This window comes from Priestia sp. JSM ZJ58, assembly GCF_044383985.1.
Lineage (GTDB): Bacteria > Bacillota > Bacilli > Bacillales > Bacillaceae_H > Priestia > Priestia zanthoxyli.
Window position 1 is genome coordinate 3214697 of the sequence record NZ_JBISEM010000001.1, and the last position, 19768, is coordinate 3234464.

Annotated in this window: 16 protein-coding genes; 2 read left to right on the plus strand and 14 right to left on the minus strand. The window is 38.7% G+C overall.

All coding sequences use genetic code 11. From position 1 onward, the window contains the following. Positions 1–94: 94 nt before the first annotated feature. On the plus strand, positions 95–1234 hold the full coding sequence (locus tag ACH6EI_RS16815) for a SpoIIE family protein phosphatase (protein ID WP_028413961.1): 1140 nt from the start codon (positions 95–97) through the stop codon (positions 1232–1234). Positions 1235–1263: 29 nt separating this feature from the next. Here the strand turns inward: ACH6EI_RS16815 and ACH6EI_RS16820 are convergent, their stop codons facing one another. The 11 genes from ACH6EI_RS16820 to ACH6EI_RS16870 form a co-directional block, all read right to left on the minus strand. Then, positions 1264–2118, minus strand: coding sequence for a CheR family methyltransferase (locus ACH6EI_RS16820; protein ID WP_028413962.1), 855 nt, complete (start codon positions 2116–2118; stop codon positions 1264–1266). Between the two features lie 18 nt (positions 2119–2136). Beyond that, the gene (locus ACH6EI_RS16825; protein WP_034266623.1) at positions 2137–4890 is read right to left on the minus strand and encodes a CHASE3 domain-containing protein; all 2754 of its coding nucleotides are present in this window, start codon (positions 4888–4890) and stop codon (positions 2137–2139) included. Between the two features lie 492 nt (positions 4891–5382). After that, on the minus strand, positions 5383–6435 hold the full coding sequence (locus tag ACH6EI_RS16830; RefSeq protein ID WP_028413964.1) for a pyruvate kinase: 1053 nt from the start codon (positions 6433–6435) through the stop codon (positions 5383–5385). A gap of 129 nt (positions 6436–6564) precedes the next feature. Further along, positions 6565–7446 (minus strand): glycine betaine ABC transporter substrate-binding protein, encoded by an 882-nt coding sequence (locus ACH6EI_RS16835; RefSeq protein ID WP_028413965.1) that lies wholly within the window; start codon positions 7444–7446, stop codon positions 6565–6567. A gap of 21 nt (positions 7447–7467) precedes the next feature. After that, complete coding sequence (locus tag ACH6EI_RS16840) at positions 7468–8331, minus strand: ABC transporter permease (protein ID WP_028413966.1); 864 nt, start codon at positions 8329–8331, stop codon at positions 7468–7470. 2 nt (positions 8332–8333) lie between these two features. After that, complete coding sequence (locus ACH6EI_RS16845; protein WP_028413967.1) at positions 8334–9587, minus strand: quaternary amine ABC transporter ATP-binding protein; 1254 nt, start codon at positions 9585–9587, stop codon at positions 8334–8336. A gap of 81 nt (positions 9588–9668) precedes the next feature. Next, a complete protein-coding gene (locus ACH6EI_RS16850) occupies positions 9669–10817 on the minus strand; it encodes an aromatic ring-hydroxylating oxygenase subunit alpha (protein ID WP_047751332.1) in 1149 nt (382 codons plus the stop codon). Between the two features lie 66 nt (positions 10818–10883). Beyond that, positions 10884–12044, minus strand: a complete 1161-nt coding sequence (gene solA, locus ACH6EI_RS16855; protein ID WP_028413969.1) for an N-methyl-L-tryptophan oxidase — start codon at positions 12042–12044, stop codon at positions 10884–10886. Positions 12045–12074: 30 nt separating this feature from the next. Next, positions 12075–14498 carry a GcvT family protein gene (locus tag ACH6EI_RS16860; RefSeq protein WP_226313322.1) on the minus strand — a complete coding sequence of 808 codons (2424 nt, stop codon included), beginning with the start codon at positions 14496–14498 and terminating at the stop codon, positions 12075–12077. Positions 14499–14860: 362 nt separating this feature from the next. Continuing rightward, the gene (hxlA, locus tag ACH6EI_RS16865) at positions 14861–15502 is read right to left on the minus strand and encodes a 3-hexulose-6-phosphate synthase (protein ID WP_013056245.1); all 642 of its coding nucleotides are present in this window, start codon (positions 15500–15502) and stop codon (positions 14861–14863) included. Between the two features lie 203 nt (positions 15503–15705). Further along, entirely contained in the window at positions 15706–16071 is a 366-nt protein-coding gene (locus ACH6EI_RS16870) for a winged helix-turn-helix transcriptional regulator (RefSeq protein ID WP_014460848.1), read from the minus strand. 164 nt (positions 16072–16235) lie between these two features. On the opposite strand from ACH6EI_RS16870, the gene zwf reads away from it, so the two are divergent. Beyond that, positions 16236–17750: a glucose-6-phosphate dehydrogenase gene (zwf, locus tag ACH6EI_RS16875; protein ID WP_081732887.1), complete on the plus strand. Its 1515-nt coding sequence runs from the start codon at positions 16236–16238 to the stop codon at positions 17748–17750. Positions 17751–17932: 182 nt separating this feature from the next. On the opposite strand, the gene ACH6EI_RS16880 is transcribed toward zwf, so the two are convergent. The 3 genes from ACH6EI_RS16880 to ACH6EI_RS16890 form a co-directional block, all read right to left on the minus strand. Further along, positions 17933–18181 carry a hypothetical protein gene (locus ACH6EI_RS16880; RefSeq protein WP_028413972.1) on the minus strand — a complete coding sequence of 83 codons (249 nt, stop codon included), beginning with the start codon at positions 18179–18181 and terminating at the stop codon, positions 17933–17935. Between the two features lie 38 nt (positions 18182–18219). Then, positions 18220–18705: a PaaI family thioesterase gene (locus ACH6EI_RS16885; protein ID WP_098113433.1), complete on the minus strand. Its 486-nt coding sequence runs from the start codon at positions 18703–18705 to the stop codon at positions 18220–18222. A 139-nt stretch (positions 18706–18844) separates the two neighbouring features. Further along, complete coding sequence (locus ACH6EI_RS16890; protein ID WP_028413974.1) at positions 18845–19687, minus strand: aldo/keto reductase; 843 nt, start codon at positions 19685–19687, stop codon at positions 18845–18847. Positions 19688–19768: the final 81 nt, after the last annotated feature.

Here is a 19768-nt window from a genome sequence, read left to right on the forward strand (position 1 = left end):
AATAGATAAATAGAAAAACAGAAAAAGTATAAAAAATGCTTGAAAACTACATACTCAATCAATAGTCTTCAAACATAATAAGGGGAAATAAAGCATGACCATTCTGCTCGTAGATGACAATCAAGTCAATCTATTTGTGATTGAAAAAATTCTAAAAGGCGCTGGCTACGATAACTGTGTGTCTCTTACGTCTGCCCATGCGCTTTTTGACTATCTTAACCTGGACGATGAGAACTCAAAAACGAATTCGGTCGATTTGATTTTACTTGATATTATGATGCCCGAAATTGATGGAATCGAAGCCTGCAGGCGAATTCAACAGGTAGAACGCTTAAAACATATTCCAATTATCTTTGTCACAGCCCTAGAAGACAGCAGCAAATTAGTAGAAGCTCTAGACGCTGGCGGAACAGATTACGTCACAAAGCCGATTAATAAAGTGGAACTGCTGGCTCGTATGCGGGTAGCCTTACGCCTTAAAGCAGAAATTGACTGGCACACGGAACATGAAAAGAAAATTCAAACTGAGTTAGATTTAGCTACGCACGTACAGCAAAACTTACTCAGCCCCCCTTTACGAGAGAAAGATATTCAAATGGAAGTTTCATATTATCCTTCTTTTAAATTAGCGGGTGATATGTACTATTGGCACAAAATTGACGAGCACCGGTACGGTATTATTCTTTTTGATATGATGGGGCACGGCATCTCTGCCTCGCTTGTTTGTATGTTTATTTCGTCTGTGCTCAGAGAAGCTATCAAGTCCCTCATAGACCCTGAGCAGGTTATTACAGAGTTGAATCGCTACATGGAATTATTGCACAGCGAAAAAGATGAAATCCCTTACTATTTCACTGCTATTTATTTAGTGATTGATACGGAAGCCAAGACAGTAGAATATGTGAATGCCGGGCACCCAGAAGGTTATATGTTAGTGGATGAACATACGCTCGTTCCTCTTCAACGAGGAAGCTGCCCTGTAGGGTTTTTTGAAGAAATGGACGTTCAGAAATCTGTTGTCAGCTTTGAGAACGATGTGCAAATTTTGCTATTTACAGACGGAGCTCTTGAATCGATGGGCCCTTGCGAAAATGAATCTGCTCTTCGTCTTCAACAACTTACTGAACAAAAATGGACAAATCCGCAGGCATTTATGAATGAAATTTTCTCAGAAGAACAAAAGTTAAATCAGCCTGATGACATGTGCGTGCTTATGATTCAAGCACAAGCATAATAAAAAAGACCTCACAATGAGGTCTTTTTTTATTGCTTTTGATAGATGCGCTCGTTCCCTGCAAACTCAATATAAGAAGCTGCTCCCTCAGCAAAGCGAAGCGTTTCTTTATCGCCAAGCCCAAGAAACCCTTTTACACACAGGCTTTCTGAAAATAAATTATACACTTGATTTTGCAGCTGAGCTGTAAAATAAATAAGGACGTTTCGGCAAATGATGACGTGAAATTCATTAAATGACTGATCCGTGACTAAATTATGCTGAGCAAAGATAATATTTTTTAACAGCGACGGATGAAAATATGCATAGTGATGATCCGTTTGATAATATTCCGAGAAGGCATTTTTTCCCCCGGCTTGAATATAATTTTTTGTATATGACTTCATTTTACGTAAAGAAAAGGCGCCTTGTTTTGCTTTTTCTAATACATCTTCGTTCATATCGGTTGCGTAAATGACCGTTTTATCCATTAACCCTTCTTCTTCTAAAAGAATCGCCATAGAAAATACCTCTTCGCCCGTTGCACAGCCAGCGTGCCAAATGCGAATTTCCGGATAATCCTTTAATACCGGAATCACTTTTGTGCGAAATGCTTTAAAAAAGCTTGGATCGCGAAACATCTCTGTTACATTTATTGAAAAATCATTTAAAAGCTGATTCATAAATTCTTCTTCGTGAATCGCTTTTTCTAACAATCGAGACACGGTTGGAATACGTTCAATTTTCATTCGATTATAGACTCGGCGACAAATAGAAGATTTAGCGTACTGTCTGAAATCGAATCCCGTTAATCGATAAATAGCCGTCAGCAGTAAATCGATCTCTAAATCTGTTTTTTTATTCATAACTAAGTCTTCACTTAAATCTAGGTGCTTCATATCCATTTATGTTTCATACCCCGCTTAATTTACTAGCCATACACGCATAACGGAGAACAGCTGATTTAAATCTAAAGGTTTACTGATATAATCTGAAGCTCCAGCTTCCAAGCATTTTTCACGATCGTTTTTCATCGCTTTAGCGGTTAATGCAATAATAGGCAAATCAACAAGCTTTAGCTCTCCTCTAATTTTCTGCATGGCTTCATATCCATCCATTTGCGGCATCATAATATCCATTAAAATGAGATCAAATGGTTCACTATTTTCCATCATTTCAAGACACTCTATTCCGTTATGAGCTGTCATAATGGTCATACCTTGTTTAGCTAGCGCAGTTTTTAAGGCAAAGATGTTGCGCTGGTCATCATCTACGATGAGCACTCGCTTATCTTGAAACACATTTTCACCATCTTGCAGTGAAGATTCAACTGGTTGTACAGGATGATCAATTTCAGTTATTTCTGCTTCAGGTTCAGCTTCTTCTACAGATACCGCTACTTCTTCATATGCAAAATTCACTTTTTCATAGTCAATAAGACCATTAGAGAGGCTAGGAAGGTATAGCGTAAACGTACTTCCTTTTCCTACTTCACTGCTTAGAGAAATCCAGCCGCCCAATAATTTTGCAAACTCACTGCAAATAGATAAGCCAAGTCCCGTTCCTCCGTACTTGCGGACCGTAGCTCCATCTGCCTGCTGAAACGCTTCAAAGATAAGCTGATGCTTTTCTTTTGGTATACCAATCCCTGTATCAGCTACAGCTATTTCTAGCCAGCAATCCGTATCAACTGTACGCATAGCTGTTGTAAGACGATGGTCAGCTACTCGTTGAATGGATACTGTGACAGATCCCGATTCCGTAAATTTAAATGCATTTGATAAAAGATTTTTCACAATTTGCTGGAATCTCTTTTCATCTGTGTGAATGATGTCCGGTACATCTTGTGCTTTATTAATTTTCAATTGTACGTTTTTCTGTTCAGCAACGTGGCTGAAATTACGTTCGATTTGATCTGGAAGCTCACTCATATTCATCTCAGCTAGTAAAATATCTAGTTTTCCAGACTCTACTTTTGATAAATCCAAGATATCGTTGATTAATGCGAGCAAGTCTTTTCCTGAAGAATGAATAATACGAGCGTATTCTTCTTCATCTTCAGATAGCGTTTTAGCTGCGTTTTCCTCAAGCATTTCAGACAGAATAAGAATGCTGTTAAGTGGTGTTCGAAGCTCATGCGACATATTAGCAAGAAATTCAGATTTATATTGAGAATTCAACTCCAGCTGATGCGCTTTTTCTTCTAAATCTTCTTTTGCAGCCTCTAATTCAAACGATTTTTCTTCTGCGTCTTTTGTTCTTTCTTCTAGCTGTTCATTAATCATACGCAGCTCTTCAGACTGCATTTGCAGTTCTTCTGATTGTGTTTGAAGTTCTTCAGACTGAGCTTGGAGCTCTTCTGTCATCGCCTGAGATTCTTTTAATAGACGAGCAATTTCCATACGTCTAATTACGCCATTGATAGTGAGACCAAACGTTTCAATCACTTGACTAATAAGTTCTTGCTCTAAAACTGTAAACTCGTGCAGCGATGCAAGCTCGATAACAGCAATTACTTCATCTTCAAACAAGACGGGTACAATAAAAATACTCTTAGGTTTTACGTCTCCTAATCCTGAAGTAATGAGCTGGTACGTGTCAGGTACATCGTTTATGACAAAGGTTCTTTTCTCTAAAGCAGCTTGTCCAATGAGCCCTTCGCCTATCAAAAAGCTCTCTCTTCCCGCGTCGCCTTTTCTATCTGCAAAAGCAGCTTGTTTGACGAATAAGTTTCCTTTATCATTTTCCTCTCGAACATAAAATGCTCCGAAAGAAGCTTGTGTCATTTCTGAAACCGTAAAGAGAAATTTTTCCGCAAGCTTGTCTACAGATGCTATGCCTTGGTACATCGTTACAGCATGAGCAATGTTCGTTTGAAGCCAGTTTCGCTCTTCAATATTTTCTAACAACGCGTTCGTGGCTAGCCCTAAATCTTTAATTTCATCATTAGATCGAACTTTAATTCTTCCTTTTAACTCGCCTTTTGAAGCCGTAATTCGTTTGATCGTTTGCGTAACTTCTTTAATCGTATTCACAATAGAATTAGACAACACAATAGCGATAGCAAGTGAAATAAGCGTAACGAATAACAGCAAACCGTAAAGTCCAATTTTAATTTTTTGATTTTTCTCGTCTAACTCTGTTGCTCTTGTTTCAGTCGATTTTTTCTCTACATTTCTAAAAGAAGTAAACTGGCTGCGTATATCGTCCATATACTGGCGCCCAGGATCTTTCTCAAAAAATTGCTGAAGCTCTTTTGTATTATTTTCTTTTTTTAATGCAATGGTCGGTTCACCAGCAGCTTCAATCCAGTCTTGAATACTTCCTTTAATCTTCTCCAGTTTCTCCTGCTGATTTGGATTATTATTTAGAAGCTGATACAGCGCATTATAATCTTTTTCCCAACTTGTTGCTGCACTGTTATAAGGTTCTAAGTAACTCGCTTCTCCTGTAATAATATAGCCTCTTTGTCCGGTTTCCATATCAAGCAGGTGCTTTTCAATTCGATTGGTCAGATCATGGACTTCAATATCATGATCAATGATAAAATTTCGCTCTTTTTGCAAAGATGAAATTTGACTGTTTAAAACAATAAATGCAATAAATAAACAGACAATAACAATTAAATATCCAATAATAATTTTGGATTTGATGCCAAACCTCATTTTCTTTTCCATAATGTTCCTACTTTCATTCTAGATATTCTTCTAGAAGCATTCGAAAAACATGTTTATTTTTGCCGCTGGACAATTTCACTTTCAGTACACACTCTCCACTCCATCTTCCTTTGCTTGATAAGGCTTCTCTCTTTTTCCTATCAAGTCAACATTCCTATTATACACTCTATTTTTGTACAGAAGAATATTTATTGTGCAAGAGGTGAAGATTAATTCCCCAATTAGAAATTGACGTTTTAAAACGCTATATAAAGATAAGCCCATGCCTGTACAAGCATGGGCTTATCTCATAATATATTTGTACACAATAAGGTAATGAAAAGTAATTTATGCTTTGGGGAATCACATAAATTATGACAACATAGGTATAAATACTTATATGCAAAATGCAAAGCATTCATTAATTGAATTGTACTTGGATAGCAGAAAACATTGCCACTTTTTTTAATTTAAATATATTTTTTAAACTTACATATCTACTTGCTGTACTTTTTATCTCGAGCTCTTTAACATTGCCAAAATCTCTGCGGAGCTCGCAACTCTTTTATTTTGAAGCGTTTCAGCAAGATGTGATACTTTATAAAGTGTTTCCATGCTTTCAATCGGATATTTCCCAGCTGCTGTTTCAGCAGAAAGCATCACTGCATTCGTGCCGTCCAGTACTGCCTGAAACACATCCGTCACCTCGGCTCTTGTAGGAATTGCGCTGCTCACCATTGATTGAAGCATTTGTGTCGCGGTGATCACATATTTATCGTGCAAGCTGCATTCATGAATTAATATTTTTTGGAGCAAAGGAATCCATTCATACGGTAGCTCTACCCCTAAATCTCCTCGTGCAATCATAATTCCATCGCCTTCTTCACATATTTGCTTGAAATTTTCTATAGCTTCCATTGTTTCCACTTTCGCAATCAGCTTTGGTGCATTTAGATGTTTTAAATGGATAAAATCTTTAATGTCTTTTAAATGTTCAGGGGTTCTTACGAACGAACAAGCAAGAAAATCTACTTTTTCTTTCAATAAGAATACGATGTCTTTTTTGTCTTTTTCAGTAATGGCCGGCAAACCGACGCGAGCACCTGGCAAATTCACGCCTTTATGAGACGAAATAGATCCGCCCTTTTTTACCTTTGTGACAAGTGTATCTTCTTCTACTCCTTCAACAGCCAGTTCTACTTGACCGTCATTGATTAAGATTTTGCTTCCTGTTTGAACATCCTTCACGATACCCTTATAGTCAACGCTGGCTCCTTTTTCATTTCCTGACATCTGCTCTGTATATAAAATAAAAGATGCGCCTTCTTTTAACACTATTTCTTTTGACTTTATCACTCCAAGTCTAATTTTAGGACCTTGTAAATCTCCTAAAATTTGAATAGAGGAATTTAAAGATCTTAACGTATCTATAATTGTTTTATGACTTTCATGCGACCCATGAGATAAATTCAGCCGAGCAATTGTCATTCCTTTTTCCAACAGTCTCTCTAGTACATCTTTCTTATTACTAACAGGTCCGATTGTACAGATTCTATCGATTACCACTGCCTTTCACCATCCTTTTAATGTAGGATGCCCATTTCCATAAAAGAGATAAGCTTTATACAAAAATAGGTATATCACCACAAAAAAATGCCTCTTAGTCAATAACTTGCCTAAGAGACAGCCTTTTTATTACTTTACCCAGCTTTCCGTCACTTTCTTATTTTTAGAAATCCAGTTTTTCACGCCTTTTGTTTCGTCTTTTGCACTGTTAATTTCTGATTCTAATGATGCCAATTGATCAGCGCTAATCGAAAAATCTTTAAGCCACTTTGCTGCTTCTGGATAATCTTCCTTAAAAGCTTTTTTACTGATTGACTGTATTTTCTCAGGTCCAGTTGGATTCATCGTATTTTTGGGATCTTTTAAGTATCTGAGATTATACTTTTCAAAAGCCCAGTGCGGGCGCCATAACGTAACAACAATAGGTTCTTTATTAGCAATGGCTTTATCCAATTCCGATAGCATCGCAGCTGTACTGCTCTCTACTAAATTCCAGTCTGTTAACCCATAGCTGGGCATGGCATGGTCTTTCGTAAGACCATTGATTCCAGATCCCGGTTCAATGCTAATAATCTTTCCGTTAAACTCCCCTTTCTTATTTTTTAAATCACCTATCGACTGCGCGTCTACATAGTCGGGAACGGCTAATCCGCTGTCTGCTTGATCGTACCAAGTGCCGAGAACGTCTACTTGTTTTCCGAATCTTTTCATGTAAGAACTATGGGTAGTAGGCATCCATACATCCAAAAATAAATCAATATTTCCTTGAGCAACTCCTGAGAAAAGCGGGGCTACGTCACTTTGAACTGCTTTAACTTTATAGCCTTTTTCCTCTAATAATTCCTTCCATAAAAACGTAACGGCTACGGCTTCGTCCCATGGTATGTACCCAATTGTAATTTCTTTTTTAGTCGTCGTGCCGCTTGCCGTATTGCTATTTCCGCATGCAGAGACAAGCAGCATGACGACGATTGTTAGCATAATAAAAGAAATTTTTTTTGAATGTTTCATCTAATCCCACCTTTATCCATTTTATTTGCTTGATTGAATATCTTGGCTTTTTCGAGTAGAAAGATGCGTTAAACGATCTAAGATAACGGCAATAATAACAACCGCAATCCCACCGATAAACCCTAAGCCTACATCCAGCATACTGATGCTTCGTAATACCTCTGCACCTAGGCCTCCCGCACCGACCATGGAAGAAATAACAACCATCGAAAGTGATAGCATAATAACTTGGTTTACACCCGACATAATCATAGGCAAAGCGAGCGGCAGCTGGACTTTAATTAATTTTTGCCATTCTGTCGCTCCAAAAGCTTCCGCTGCTTCTAAAGTGGTGTGCGGAACTTGCTGAAGCCCAAGCAGCGTCAGACGAACGGCAGGCGGCATTGCGAAAATAAACGTAGCAATAAGAGCTGTAACATTCCCTAATCCAAATAAAAGTACGGAAGGAATTAAGTAAACAAAAGCAGGCATCGTTTGCATAATATCAAGAATAGGCTTTATGACTGCCCCCACTTTGTTAAAGCGGTGTGATAATATGCCTAAAGGAACGCCGAATAAAAGTGAGATAATCGTAGAAGCTAAAACGAGAGATAAGGTCAGCATTGATGCTTCCCATAAATCCAAGCTAATAATAAGAAGTAACCCAAAACACGTAAATGCAGCTATCTTCCAATCTGTCAACCATAGCGCTAATAGAACAAAAACAAGGACAGTTACTAGCGGAGGAGAGGCTGTCAATGCCCATTCAAGGCTGCTGATTAAACTGGTCATTATCTGGTTGATTCCAGTAAATACACCTGAAAAACTATCAATCATGTAATCAACAAATGAATTTGCCCATTTATCTAAAGGAATACGAGGAATCATCGCAGCATTCACCATCATATTTATCGAACCTCCACTTGATATGATTTAACTTCTTGCTGCTCGGTCACTGCAATACGTTCAGTGAGATTTGCAATAAGAGTGCTCGGGGAAATCATACCTTGTAGGCGATGATGATTATCAACAATGACTACAGGCGAATGACTGTCTGTAAATAGAGGAATCATTTCTTGTAAAGACATATCAGGATTGACGCAATGCGGCTGTGTCAATGCTTTTCCTTTTAAATCATGCTTATGAGCTTCAATAAGCTCCATCACTGTATAGATGCTCATCATACCTAATAAGCGGTCAGAACTATCAAGAACAAAAATCGTAGATAAATGATTGGTTCTCATTCTTCTTAATATAACTTGTGGTGATTCATACTCATAGGCAGCCGTTTCTACCGGAATAACAGCGTCTTTAGCAAGGCGGATTTTGCCGTAATTAACGTCTTGAACAAGCAGTTTTACATAATCGGTTGCGGGTTGACTTAAAATATCTTCAGCCGTTCCAAGCTGTACAATCTCTCCGTCTTTCATTACGGCAGCCCGGTGCCCTAAAGTTAATGCTTCATCTAGATCATGCGTTACAAAGATAACTGTTTTTTGTACTTCTCCTTGAATATCAAGAAATAGCTTTTGCATATCTCTTCGAATAAGAGGATCTAACGCCGAAAAAGGCTCATCCATCAGCAAAATCTCTTGTTCAGAAGCAAGGGCTCTCGCTAATCCAACCCGCTGCTGCATACCTCCTGATAATTCATAAATTCTTTTATAAGCTTGTCCATTTAACCCCACCATTTCAAGCGCCTCTTTCCCTCGCTTTTCCCTTTCGCTTGCTGATACGCCTTGAATTTCTAGACCGAACGTAATATTGTCAATTACGGTGCGGTTTGGAAGAAGGCCTACATTTTGGAATACCATTCCAATTTTATTTCTTCGTACTTGCTGAAGCTGTCTTTTTGGCATATGAGAAATATCTGTATTTTCTAGATATACCGTCCCTTCTGTTGGTTCTATAAGTCCGTTCAAACATCGAAGTAAAGTAGATTTACCGCTTCCTGATAATCCAATTAACACAAAGGTTTCTCCCTTTTTCACTTCGAAATGAGCATTGTAAATAGCAACGGTTGTCTTAGTAGCTTGTTCGACTTCATATTTACTTTGTCCAGACTCTCTCAGCTTAAGAGCCTGTTCTTTTTGACGGCCAAACACTTTTGAAACATCGGTAACGCGGATAATGGGTTCTGTTAGTTTAGAGCTTGTACTCAATTTATTTCCCCCTTATTTTTAAAGTAGATTGTTAGAGATGGTCTGGCACACCGAGATAATGTGCCAGACCGCTTCTATTTACTATTCGACCTTCATACCGATTGCTTCTAATACATAATTGTAAAAATGCGAAACGTGCTGTTCGATAGGTACTAAAATCCCTCCTTCTTTATAAGATTTTGAGCTCATATTTTCTTGACACCACTCACACGCTTCAAAATCTTGTAAATTAACGCGGTGAAATAATTCCACGGCATCTTTTGGGTCAAAATCAGGCTTAGCCATTTCTTCCGGGTCGAATAACCATTCGCAAATTACTTTGGACTTTTCTGCACTGATTGGAATAATACGATGAATAATAACGTGATCTGGTGTTAAGTTGATAAATACAAGCGGCAGAACGGTAATGCCAAAATACGTGCGGTCATCTTCAGGAAGCAACCCTTTTAACATAGGACGGCTTCCTTTCCCGCTAATTGAAAAACCTTCTAACTCATTGCCAAACTTAGCTCCACCGCCTACTGAATTTTGAGTGCCGACTCCCGAACGAAATTCAGGGAGCGTTGCCGTAAGCTCAGGGTGAATAGAGGAACAGTGATAACATTCTTGAAAGTTTTCTACAATAAGCTTCCAGTTTGCCTCGACTTCGTACTCTTCACGATGAGCGGATTTTAAATTTTGAATTTCATACCTAGCAAACGTATAAAGCTCTCCAAAACGATCAAAAATTTGTGCGTCTAGCTGATATTCAACAGATATCGGATTGTCTGATAAATTAACCCAAACCATGCCGTGCCACACTTCAATGTGAACGGATGTTAGTCCGTAACTTTCGTTATGCACGAGTTCTTCTCGACAGTGGCTTGTGTTAGGAACACCTACTAAATCACCATCTAAGCTATAGCTCCACGAATGATACGGACAGCGAATGACCCCTGCTTTACCGGATGCTTGGCTGCACAGCTTAGCTCCTCGATGCCGACATACGTTTAAAAATCCTCGCAGTATATGGTCTTTTCCTCTAGTAATTAAAATATTTTCGCCTTCAACTCTCGTTGTAATATATTGTCCTGGTTCTGCTATTTCGTATTCAAATGCAACTAAACTCCATGATTTAGAAAATATATGATCTTTTTCTAACTTAAAAATGTCCGAAGATGTATACAGCTCTCCTTTCAACGTGGGCTCAAGTCTCCCATTATCATTTACTAAACCATGTTCCATAACCATCTGCTATTCCTCCTTCGCTTCTTTAGAAACATTTAAATAGAACCATTCGCAAGAGCTGACGACGATTTATACTATTTTGTTCGCCGCAAATCGCTGCGGAGCAAACAAATCAATTGGGTGATTGGTTTTTCCCTCTGTCACTAAATCTGCTAAAATCTCTCCTACTACGCTTGCAAACTTAAAACCATGTCCGGAAAATCCCGCTGCAATTGCTACTTGAGGATATTCAGGATGCAGCGAAATGACAAAATGTTCATCTGGTGTATTGGTATACATGCACGTTTTCCCTTGTAAAAACCGACCGTTGAGCTGCGGAAGACCTTGAGCTAGATAGTGCCGCATCATGTTCACTTCATCTTCATATATATTTCGATCAATCGTTTCCGGCGTACACGCCGTTCCTTTTCGGAAAAACGCCACTTTTGCTCCTTCAGCCTTTAATCCAAAAGAAGGGAAACCATACAACTGTACATAATCATCTGCTTCCCAAATATAAATCGGCTGTTTTCCCACTGAAAAAACGTCTATTCCTTGTGTTGGTTCAAAAAACATTTGCACATGACGCTCTACTTGTAAGCTAACACCTAATTCCCGTAATAAATCGGGTGCCCAGGCGCCTGCAGAAATAATGATTTTTCCAGCTTCATATATTCCATTAGCTGTTACAACACGCACGCCTTCACCAGAAGGATGGGCTTCCCACGACACCACTTCTTCAAAAAAATGAAGCTCAGCTCCGTATTTTTCTGCTTGAAGAAGGTGAGTATATACGCTTGCTTCCGGCCTAACGAATCCAGCTTTTTCTTCATATAGAGCAACCGTAGCAGGTGAAGGTGTAAATACCGGAAACCGTTTGTAAATATCCTTTGCTTCTAGAATCTCATACGCAAGATTCCACTGTTTAGAGCTTTCGATGCTTCCAGAAACCGTCAAGCTATCAGGAGGTCCCATCATAAGTCCACCGGTAACCGTAAGAATTTCTTGACCGCTTTCTCTTTCAATTTCATTCCACAATTCGTAGGCGCGAAGCAACAATGGAACATAAGCAGGGTCTTCAAAATACGACTGCCGAATAATTCTAGAACCGCCGTGACTCGATCCTAGATCATGAGCAGGACCGTATTGTTCTAACCCCAATACCCGCTGCCCTTTTTTGGCGAGCTGATAAGCAGCCGTACTCCCCATAGCTCCTAATCCGATAATAATGACATCATAATGTGTTGACATCTGCATTCCTCCTGCCTTTCGATTGATCAATTAAACTACCGCTGGGGAGTGTGTCATCATTGCTGCTTTATAACGCTGACCAAAGTATTCAACTTCTAAAACCATTTCTTCATTTACAGCTTGAGATAATAAGGTGTGTACAATTCCTTTGCCTAAGCTGTATGAATAGCCAGCACTTGTCACAAATCCGAGGGCCGTTTCTCCATAAAAGACCGGTTCATATCCCATTACTATCGCTGAAGGATCATCTAATACGAGCGTCGCTAATACTGTTTCAGAATCTTTTCGCTGACGATCAAGCAATGCCTCTTTTCCAATAAAAACTGGTTTTGTCAAATCAACCATTTCATGAAGATCGACTTCATATGGATGATGTTCGCTCCAAAAGTCTTTCCCGCTTTTTAACGAAAAAGATTCAATTCGAAGGTTTTCAAGAGCTCGGTCTCCCCCAGCAATCAGCTGATAAGGCTGTCCTTCTTCCATTAATAAATCCCATAAATTCAGACCTTGATCGGAAGTCGTAATTAATTCCCAGCTCTCCATTCCCCCGCAGGAATCACGCAGAGCAAGGACTGAAACATTTTCGATAAACAGCGTTTTCGCTTGCCCTTCAATCCAAGTGTTGCCAAGGTCTGAGCGTTGAACCATGGACTTCATTACTCCTGTAGCTTTAGGGCCAATTAATGCTAAACTGCATGTCCCTGACGTTACATCTTGAAAAACAACTTGATCGCTGTGTGGCACGTGTTTTTGAATCCAGCTTGCTTCTACAGCTCCCGTACAAACAATCAAGAAAGTGGATATATTTTTGCGAATAACCGTTATTTGATCTTTTATGCCGCCTCGCTCATGCAACATACACGTGCGTATGCTTTGATCTACTGCAATGTCTATATTTCCTGTCGTTAGCTTCTGTAAAAACTGGAGAGCTCCTTCTCCTTTAATTTCTAACCTTTTCTTTGCTGCCGTTGTATCGTAAAGAGCTGCGTGCTGACGAGTATGCAAATGTTCAGCTTCAATAATTGGTGACCAATATTCAGCAGCCCATCCATTTCTTATTACCATCATCTTTTCATAAGTAGATATAAGCGGATAGTTAGCTTCATACCACTGGGGCTGCTCCCATCCTGCTTTTTCATTAAAATAAGCTTTCAGTTCTTGTTGACGCATATAAAATGGACTCACGCGCATGTTTCGCGATACTTTTCGCTGCATAAATGGATGGTGAATACTATAAACCTCTTCATACTCTTCAATAGACCGCTGTTTGTAATAAGCAGGGCTGCATGCATACGTATCGAAACGATTAATGTCGCATAGCTCTAAATCCACAGTCGGCGCACCATTCATCATCCATTCAGCCATTTGTTTTGCGACACCTGCAGAGTGCGTTACCCATATAGCTTCTGCTACCCAAAATCCCTGTATCGTTTGTGATTCACCAAGCAGCGGCATACCATCGGGCGTGAATGAAAAAATGCCGTTCATTCCTTTTTTTATTCCCGTTTGTTTTAATGCCGGAATTAACTCTATTGAATCTTCCCACGGTTTTTCAAAATCTTTTGGTGTAAAAGGTTTAACAGAAGGCATTTCTTTTGTTTCTCCGTATTTTGTAATATCACTGAGTTCGACTGGAAACGGCTCATGCTGATATGATCCAATCCCAAGCCCTTTTTCTACTTGACGAAAATAAATTGAATTATCTTGATCTCGAATAAGAGGAGTGGCGGCTTCTTCCGTTTCTCCGTTCAACTCAAATAAATCATTTGTAAACACATATTGATGAGCCATTGGCTGAAGAGGGATCGTTACACCGACCATTTCTCCGATGCGAGGTCCCCAAAATCCAGCACAGCATACGATTACATCTGCTTCGAATTTCCCGACACTTGTGTACACTGCTTTTACTTGACCCTTTGTCACTTCAATATCCGTCACTTCTGTATGACCGTAAAACTCTACTCCGCACTCTTTAGAAAAACGAGTCATTTTATCAACGGCATGCAAAGGTTTAGCAATACCGTCTGACGGAACATAGAGACCTCCGCAAATACGATCAGGACAAATCAACGAATTTTTTTCCGCGCATTCCTGCGGTGAAAGAAGAAAAGCTTCGATTCCCCATGAGCTGGCAACACCAGCCTTTCTCTTTAGATCTTCTAATCGCTCTGGTGTACGGGCAACTTCTAAACTGCCGACAGGATAAAACGAGCGCTGTTCATCTGTACTCAACTCTTTAAAGGTCTCGACTGTTTGAGAAGCTAGTGTTGTCAGGATTTTTGAAAAGCTAAGCTGAAATACAAGCCCCGGAGCGTGAGAGGTAGATCCTCCTGTTTCTAGCAAAGGGCCTTGCTCAATCACTGTTATGTTTCGTTGCCCCATTTTACTTAAATAGTAGGCAATGCTGCACCCGACAATTCCAGCTCCTATCACTACTATTTTCTTATGTTCCATCACTTTATATCTCCCTCCTTTTTTGGTTTGGAGATGTTAAATATTGTCGATAGTTAATTATATTTTTAATATTCATAATTTTCAAAGTATTTTGTTAAAAAGTGTGACATAGATTTTTTTGCCCTTTCTTCCGCTAATGTTCGGATAACGCTTTCTTAACTTTAAAATACCAGAAAAATCGCCGTTTTTTTCTTTCGAATAACGAATTTTAAAGAAACTATCTATCTGTCAAAATGACACTTATCAATGAATGGTTATACCAAAAATGACGGAAAGAAGATAGCTAAAATAACTTAGCTATCTTCTTTTTAAACCATTTACCGATTAATTAATTTTGAAGGCTTAAATACTTTTGCTTATTTTTAGACCAAAGTTGCCTGTTTGACTACTTTTTTCATTTCTTCCGCAACGTTTCTTTTGTCTTTTTCACTTGTAATCCCCCCGCCTACAATCACAAGATCCGGCTGTGACTGCACGACTTCAGGAAGCGTATTCAGTTTAATACCTCCTGCCACCGCTGTTTTTGCATTTTTCACAACTCGTTTAATCGTTTGAAGCTGCTCAAACGGAGTCTCTCCTTCAGCTTGAAGATCATACCCTGTGTGTACACAAATATAGTCAACACCGAGTGCATCGACTTCTTTTGCACGTTGTTCAAGGTTTTTTACATTAATCATATCGACAAGAATTTGTGTTCCTTGTTTTTTGGCCTCTTCTACAGCGCCTTTTATAGTCGAATCGTCAGTAGCACCAAGAATGGTAATAATACTAGCACCCGCTTCAGAAGCTTTCATGACTTCATAAGCACCTGCATCCATAATTTTCAAATCAGCTAATACCTTTAAAGACGGAAATGCTTCCTTGATTTCTTTGACTGCTTTTAGCCCTTCGTTAATCACAACCGGAGTACCAATTTCTACAATATCGATATACTCTTGAACCTCCTGCACTACTTCTTTTGCCTCTGAAATATTTACAAGATCCAATGCTAATTGAAGTTCCATACCTGCTTCACTCCTTCATTAAATGGGGTTGCCTAGCATGAATTCATTGTAAAACCGTTACTTTCAAAAAAAAAGTAGGCACTTTTAAAACATATAGTCACTAAAAATATACTATGGATGCTTCGGTGTATCTTATCACTTGTATTTATTTTAGAAAATTCTGAATAATAAAGGCGTTTTTGTAACCTTCTCAAGAAAAGATTTTATCCCATATGTGTGGAGTTATTCATTTCAGGTTCTATAAAGGTTTCCATATAATTTTTTCCCCACTCGTCCATGCTTTCAAGAATGGGCATCAAGCTTCTCCCGTGCTCAGTCAAGGAATATTCAACTTTTGGAGGTACAACCGGATAGACTTTTCGGTGAACGATTTGATCTTCTTCTAATTCTCGCAGCTGACTTACTAACATTCGCTGAGTAATTCCCGGCATCATAGATTTTAACTCACCAAATCGCTTTGTTCCTTCTTTTCCTAGATGCCACATAATCAACATTTTCCACTTGCCTCCAATAATCGTCAACGTTAATTCCTTTTCACAGTTAAACGTTTTGCTAAAAAGTCTGCTCAATCCTTTTTCCTCCCTTTTTATGTGTAATAGTATAGTTTTAGACACTATATGAAAATAAAGTGTCTACTTATAAAGGAAAATTGTACCTGCTATACTGTAATCTGTAAAGATGGTAAAAGACTATATTCACTGCAATAGACCGTTAAAATAAAGGAGGAGATCAATTGGACAGCGTAGCTCGTTCACGTGATAATTGTCTCAAGTCTCATTTACCACAAGCGTTAGAAGTGGATTCCATGACCTTTATCTTATTTGGAGCAACAGGAGATTTAGCTAAAAGAAAAATTTTTCCTGCGTTATATAATTTATTTTTAGATAAAAAGCTGCCTTCTTCCTTTTCTATTATTGGTACGGGTAGAAGCAACTGGTCTAATGATGCCTTTCAAATATATGTAGGAGAATCCGTAAAGACTTTTTCAAGGCGCTTTAGCCAAGGTGAATCCAAGATAAAAGAATTTCTTAAGACAGTTCGCTATCATAAAATGGATGTTACCAACAGTGATGGATATGACCAGTTGCTGCATGCTATTCAAGAAGGTGAAGCAGAATTAAATATTCCTGAAAATCGTCTTTTCTATTTATCAGTGGCTCCTGAATTTGTAGACGTTATTGCTTCAAATATAAATAGCGGCGGATTAGGATCTACAAAAGGCTTGAAACGTCTTATTATCGAAAAGCCTTTCGGACACGATTTACAATCTGCTCAAGTGTTAAATCAAAAGCTTACTGAAACGTTCAATGAAGAAGAGATTTATCGTATCGACCACTATCTGGGAAAACCAATGATTCAAAATTTGGAGGCTCTAGCAGCTGCAAACCCTATTTTACAAGCACTATGGAATCATCACTACGTTGCAAATGTCCAAATTACAGCTAGTGAAACAGTTGGTGTAGAAGAAAGAGCGCCTTACTATGATCAGTCCGGTGCAATTAGGGATATGTTCCAAAACCATATGCTTCAAATGCTTATGATGACTGCCATGCAGCTGCCAAAGACACTTAACATCGCAAAGACTCGCCAACAAAAGATAAAAATTATGAAAAGCCTTCGCCCTCTACAAAAAGAGGTTATCCATTCGAACGTCATAAGAGGTCAATACGAAGCGGGAAAAATCCAAAATTGTTCCGTTATAGGATATAAAGAAGAGCCCGGCATCAATGCTGCTTCCGTCAATGACACATTTATAGCAGTCCGGGTATGGATTGATCATGAGCTTTGGAAAGGAGTGCCTTTCTATCTTCGCACGGGAAAAAGAATGAGTAAAAAATGCACGCGTATCGTCATTGAATTTAAACATCCTTTAAAGGAGGTTTATACAGCCGATGAAATCATTCCTAACCTTTTAGTTGTCGAAATCAGCCCAAATGAAGGTATTTCGCTGCAATTAAACAGCAAAAATCCTTTGAATGGCAATAAAATCGAACCTATTTTTATCAATTTCTCCACAAATCAAAAAGAAGTACCAGAAGCTTATGAACTGCTGTTATTTGATGCTCTACAGGGAGACTCCACATTTTTTGCTCATTGGGAAGAAGTTGAATTATCTTGGAAATGGGTGCAGCCTATTTTAGAAGCTTTTAACAATGAGGGCTTTCCTCTTCATTTTTACTCTGCTGGTACAATGGGACCAACAGCTTCAAAGCATTTGTTAGAAGAAGATGGGTTTAAGTGGTGGTAGTTTTATAATTACCCTAGATTATTTCTAATCTATAAAAAGAGATTGAGACATAACTAAAACAATGGAAAGATCCGAATGATACATTGTTCGGACCTTCCTTTAACTAAAATATTCGTGTTCCATCCTCTTTTTGTACATGTTTCAAATAACTTCACCTGGCTAAATCTATGTCACTTAAAAAATTAAATCTTCGTATCTTCTTTATTTAATATCAGCCATTTGATTTTTCGATCTCGCTCTTTTCTTTCTTGTTCATCAACTAAATCATATTTCTTCAGCAAATGAAACATCTCGTTTAATGTTGTTTGCGAAGGGTTTCGCACGAGAAACTCATGAAATAATGAACGAATATCTTCTGGCAGCCACTGTGACTGCGAATTAAACTTCTGATGTACATCTTCTAACGAGTGGTCTAAATTACATTTACCCATACCTTTTCCTCCCCTTTTATGTAACTGTTTTGCATTTTTTAGTCTTCTTGGCGTTTAAACGTATTTGGCATAACAACTGCCACAACTTCTCCGGTCGCAACAATAATGTCATTCGCGTATACTTCTGTTTTAACTCTCCATTTCTTCGGGTGAATTTCTTCAACGGTTCCTATCGCTTTTAGTACTTCACCCTGTGGCGTTGGTTTTTTAAAATCTACGTGGAGAGAACCGGTAACAAACCGCGGCGGCTCTGCTGAATCTCCTATTTCGCAGCCATTTTTACGGTATAGAGCAAGAGATGCAGAGCCTGTTCCATGACAATCAATCAGTGATGCAAGAAGTCCGCCATATACAAATCCTGGTATAGCTGTATGTTCAGGCTTAGGTGTATAAAGGGTAATTGTTTTTTCTCCTAGCCATCCTGTCCGAAAATGATAGCCGTCTTGATTTAATCGGCCGCAACCGTAACACCATGCAAAATCATCCGGATATTCGTCTTGAATCGCTTTTACTACTTTTTCCATGGTTCACCACTCCTTTTTTCGGAATATTTTAACACATTTTCTCTTACAATCGTTAGAACTAAACGGACTATTTTCAAGCTTACATAACTAAAAATCTTAGAAGAAAAGCCTCACCTAAAAAATAAGTGAGGCCTTATGGTTAAAATTCTTCATAGGCAGCGGGGTCTTGATTATTAAGTCTTCCATCTTCGCGGTTCAATTCTGAAAGCATATTCATCTCCGCTTCATCTAAAGAAAATGAAAAAATCGATATGTTTTCAAGCTGCCGCTTGCGGGATGACGATTTTGGGATTGAAATGGCGCCTAGCTGATAATGCCATCGCAAAATCACTTGTGAAACTGTCTTATTATGACGGTCTGCAATTTGTTTAATTGTTTCATTTTCTAAAACAGCACTCGCTCGTCCTAGTGGACTCCAAGATTCAATTTGAATGTTTTTCTCTTGATACCAATTTCGATATTGATGTTGATTAAAAAAAGGATGCAGTTCTATTTGATTGATGCTTGGTAAAATGCCGGTCTCTTTTTCCAAGCGCTCAATATGCTCGGGAAGAAAATTACAAACACCAATTGAACGAATCAAGCCCCAGCGCTTCGCATCAATCAGTGCTTGCCAAGCTTCTACATAATGATCTTGTTTAGGATTAGGCCAATGAATAAGATACAAATCGTAATAGTCTAAATTCGCCCGATATAAAGATTCTTGAATGGTAGGAATTGCTTTGTCATACGTATGGTATCGCCCTGGGAGTTTAGAGGTAACAAATAGTTCTTGTCTAGAAACCGGTGTTTTTCGGAGAGCTTGCCCCACAGTGCCTTCATTTTCGTAATTATAAGCAGTATCGATTAAACGATACCCTACATCAATCGCACTCGTTATAGCGTTGACTCCTTCATTTCCGTTAAGCTTGTATGTACCAAAACCTATAGCAGGCAAGGTTACCCCGTCATTAAGGGTTATTTCAGGAATTACTTTACTCATTATTATCCACTCCTTTCGATCATGCCCTAAGGTTAGCATATATTATCCAATACTTAAATAAATTTGCATCACTCCTTTTCA

What these genes read in the sequence shown, in the direction of transcription:
- ACH6EI_RS16815 (WP_028413961.1), top strand. Translation starts at nt 95, where the DNA reads ATGACCATTCTGCTCGTAGATGACAATCAAGTCAATCTATTTGTGATT.
- ACH6EI_RS16820 (WP_028413962.1), bottom strand. Translation starts at nt 2,118, where the DNA reads ATGGATATGAAGCACCTAGATTTAAGTGAAGACTTAGTTATGAATAAA.
- ACH6EI_RS16825 (WP_034266623.1), bottom strand. Translation starts at nt 4,890, where the DNA reads ATGGAAAAGAAAATGAGGTTTGGCATCAAATCCAAAATTATTATTGGA.
- ACH6EI_RS16835 (WP_028413965.1), bottom strand. Translation starts at nt 7,446, where the DNA reads ATGAAACATTCAAAAAAAATTTCTTTTATTATGCTAACAATCGTCGTC.
- ACH6EI_RS16840 (WP_028413966.1), bottom strand. Translation starts at nt 8,331, where the DNA reads ATGATGGTGAATGCTGCGATGATTCCTCGTATTCCTTTAGATAAATGG.
- ACH6EI_RS16850 (WP_047751332.1), bottom strand. Translation starts at nt 10,817, where the DNA reads ATGGTTATGGAACATGGTTTAGTAAATGATAATGGGAGACTTGAGCCC.
- solA (WP_028413969.1), bottom strand. Translation starts at nt 12,044, where the DNA reads ATGTCAACACATTATGATGTCATTATTATCGGATTAGGAGCTATGGGG.
- ACH6EI_RS16860 (WP_226313322.1), bottom strand. Translation starts at nt 14,498, where the DNA reads ATGGAACATAAGAAAATAGTAGTGATAGGAGCTGGAATTGTCGGGTGC.
- hxlA (WP_013056245.1), bottom strand. Translation starts at nt 15,502, where the DNA reads ATGGAACTTCAATTAGCATTGGATCTTGTAAATATTTCAGAGGCAAAA.
- ACH6EI_RS16880 (WP_028413972.1), bottom strand. Translation starts at nt 18,181, where the DNA reads ATGGGTAAATGTAATTTAGACCACTCGTTAGAAGATGTACATCAGAAG.
- ACH6EI_RS16885 (WP_098113433.1), bottom strand. Translation starts at nt 18,705, where the DNA reads ATGGAAAAAGTAGTAAAAGCGATTCAAGACGAATATCCGGATGATTTT.
- ACH6EI_RS16890 (WP_028413974.1), bottom strand. Translation starts at nt 19,687, where the DNA reads ATGAGTAAAGTAATTCCTGAAATAACCCTTAATGACGGGGTAACCTTG.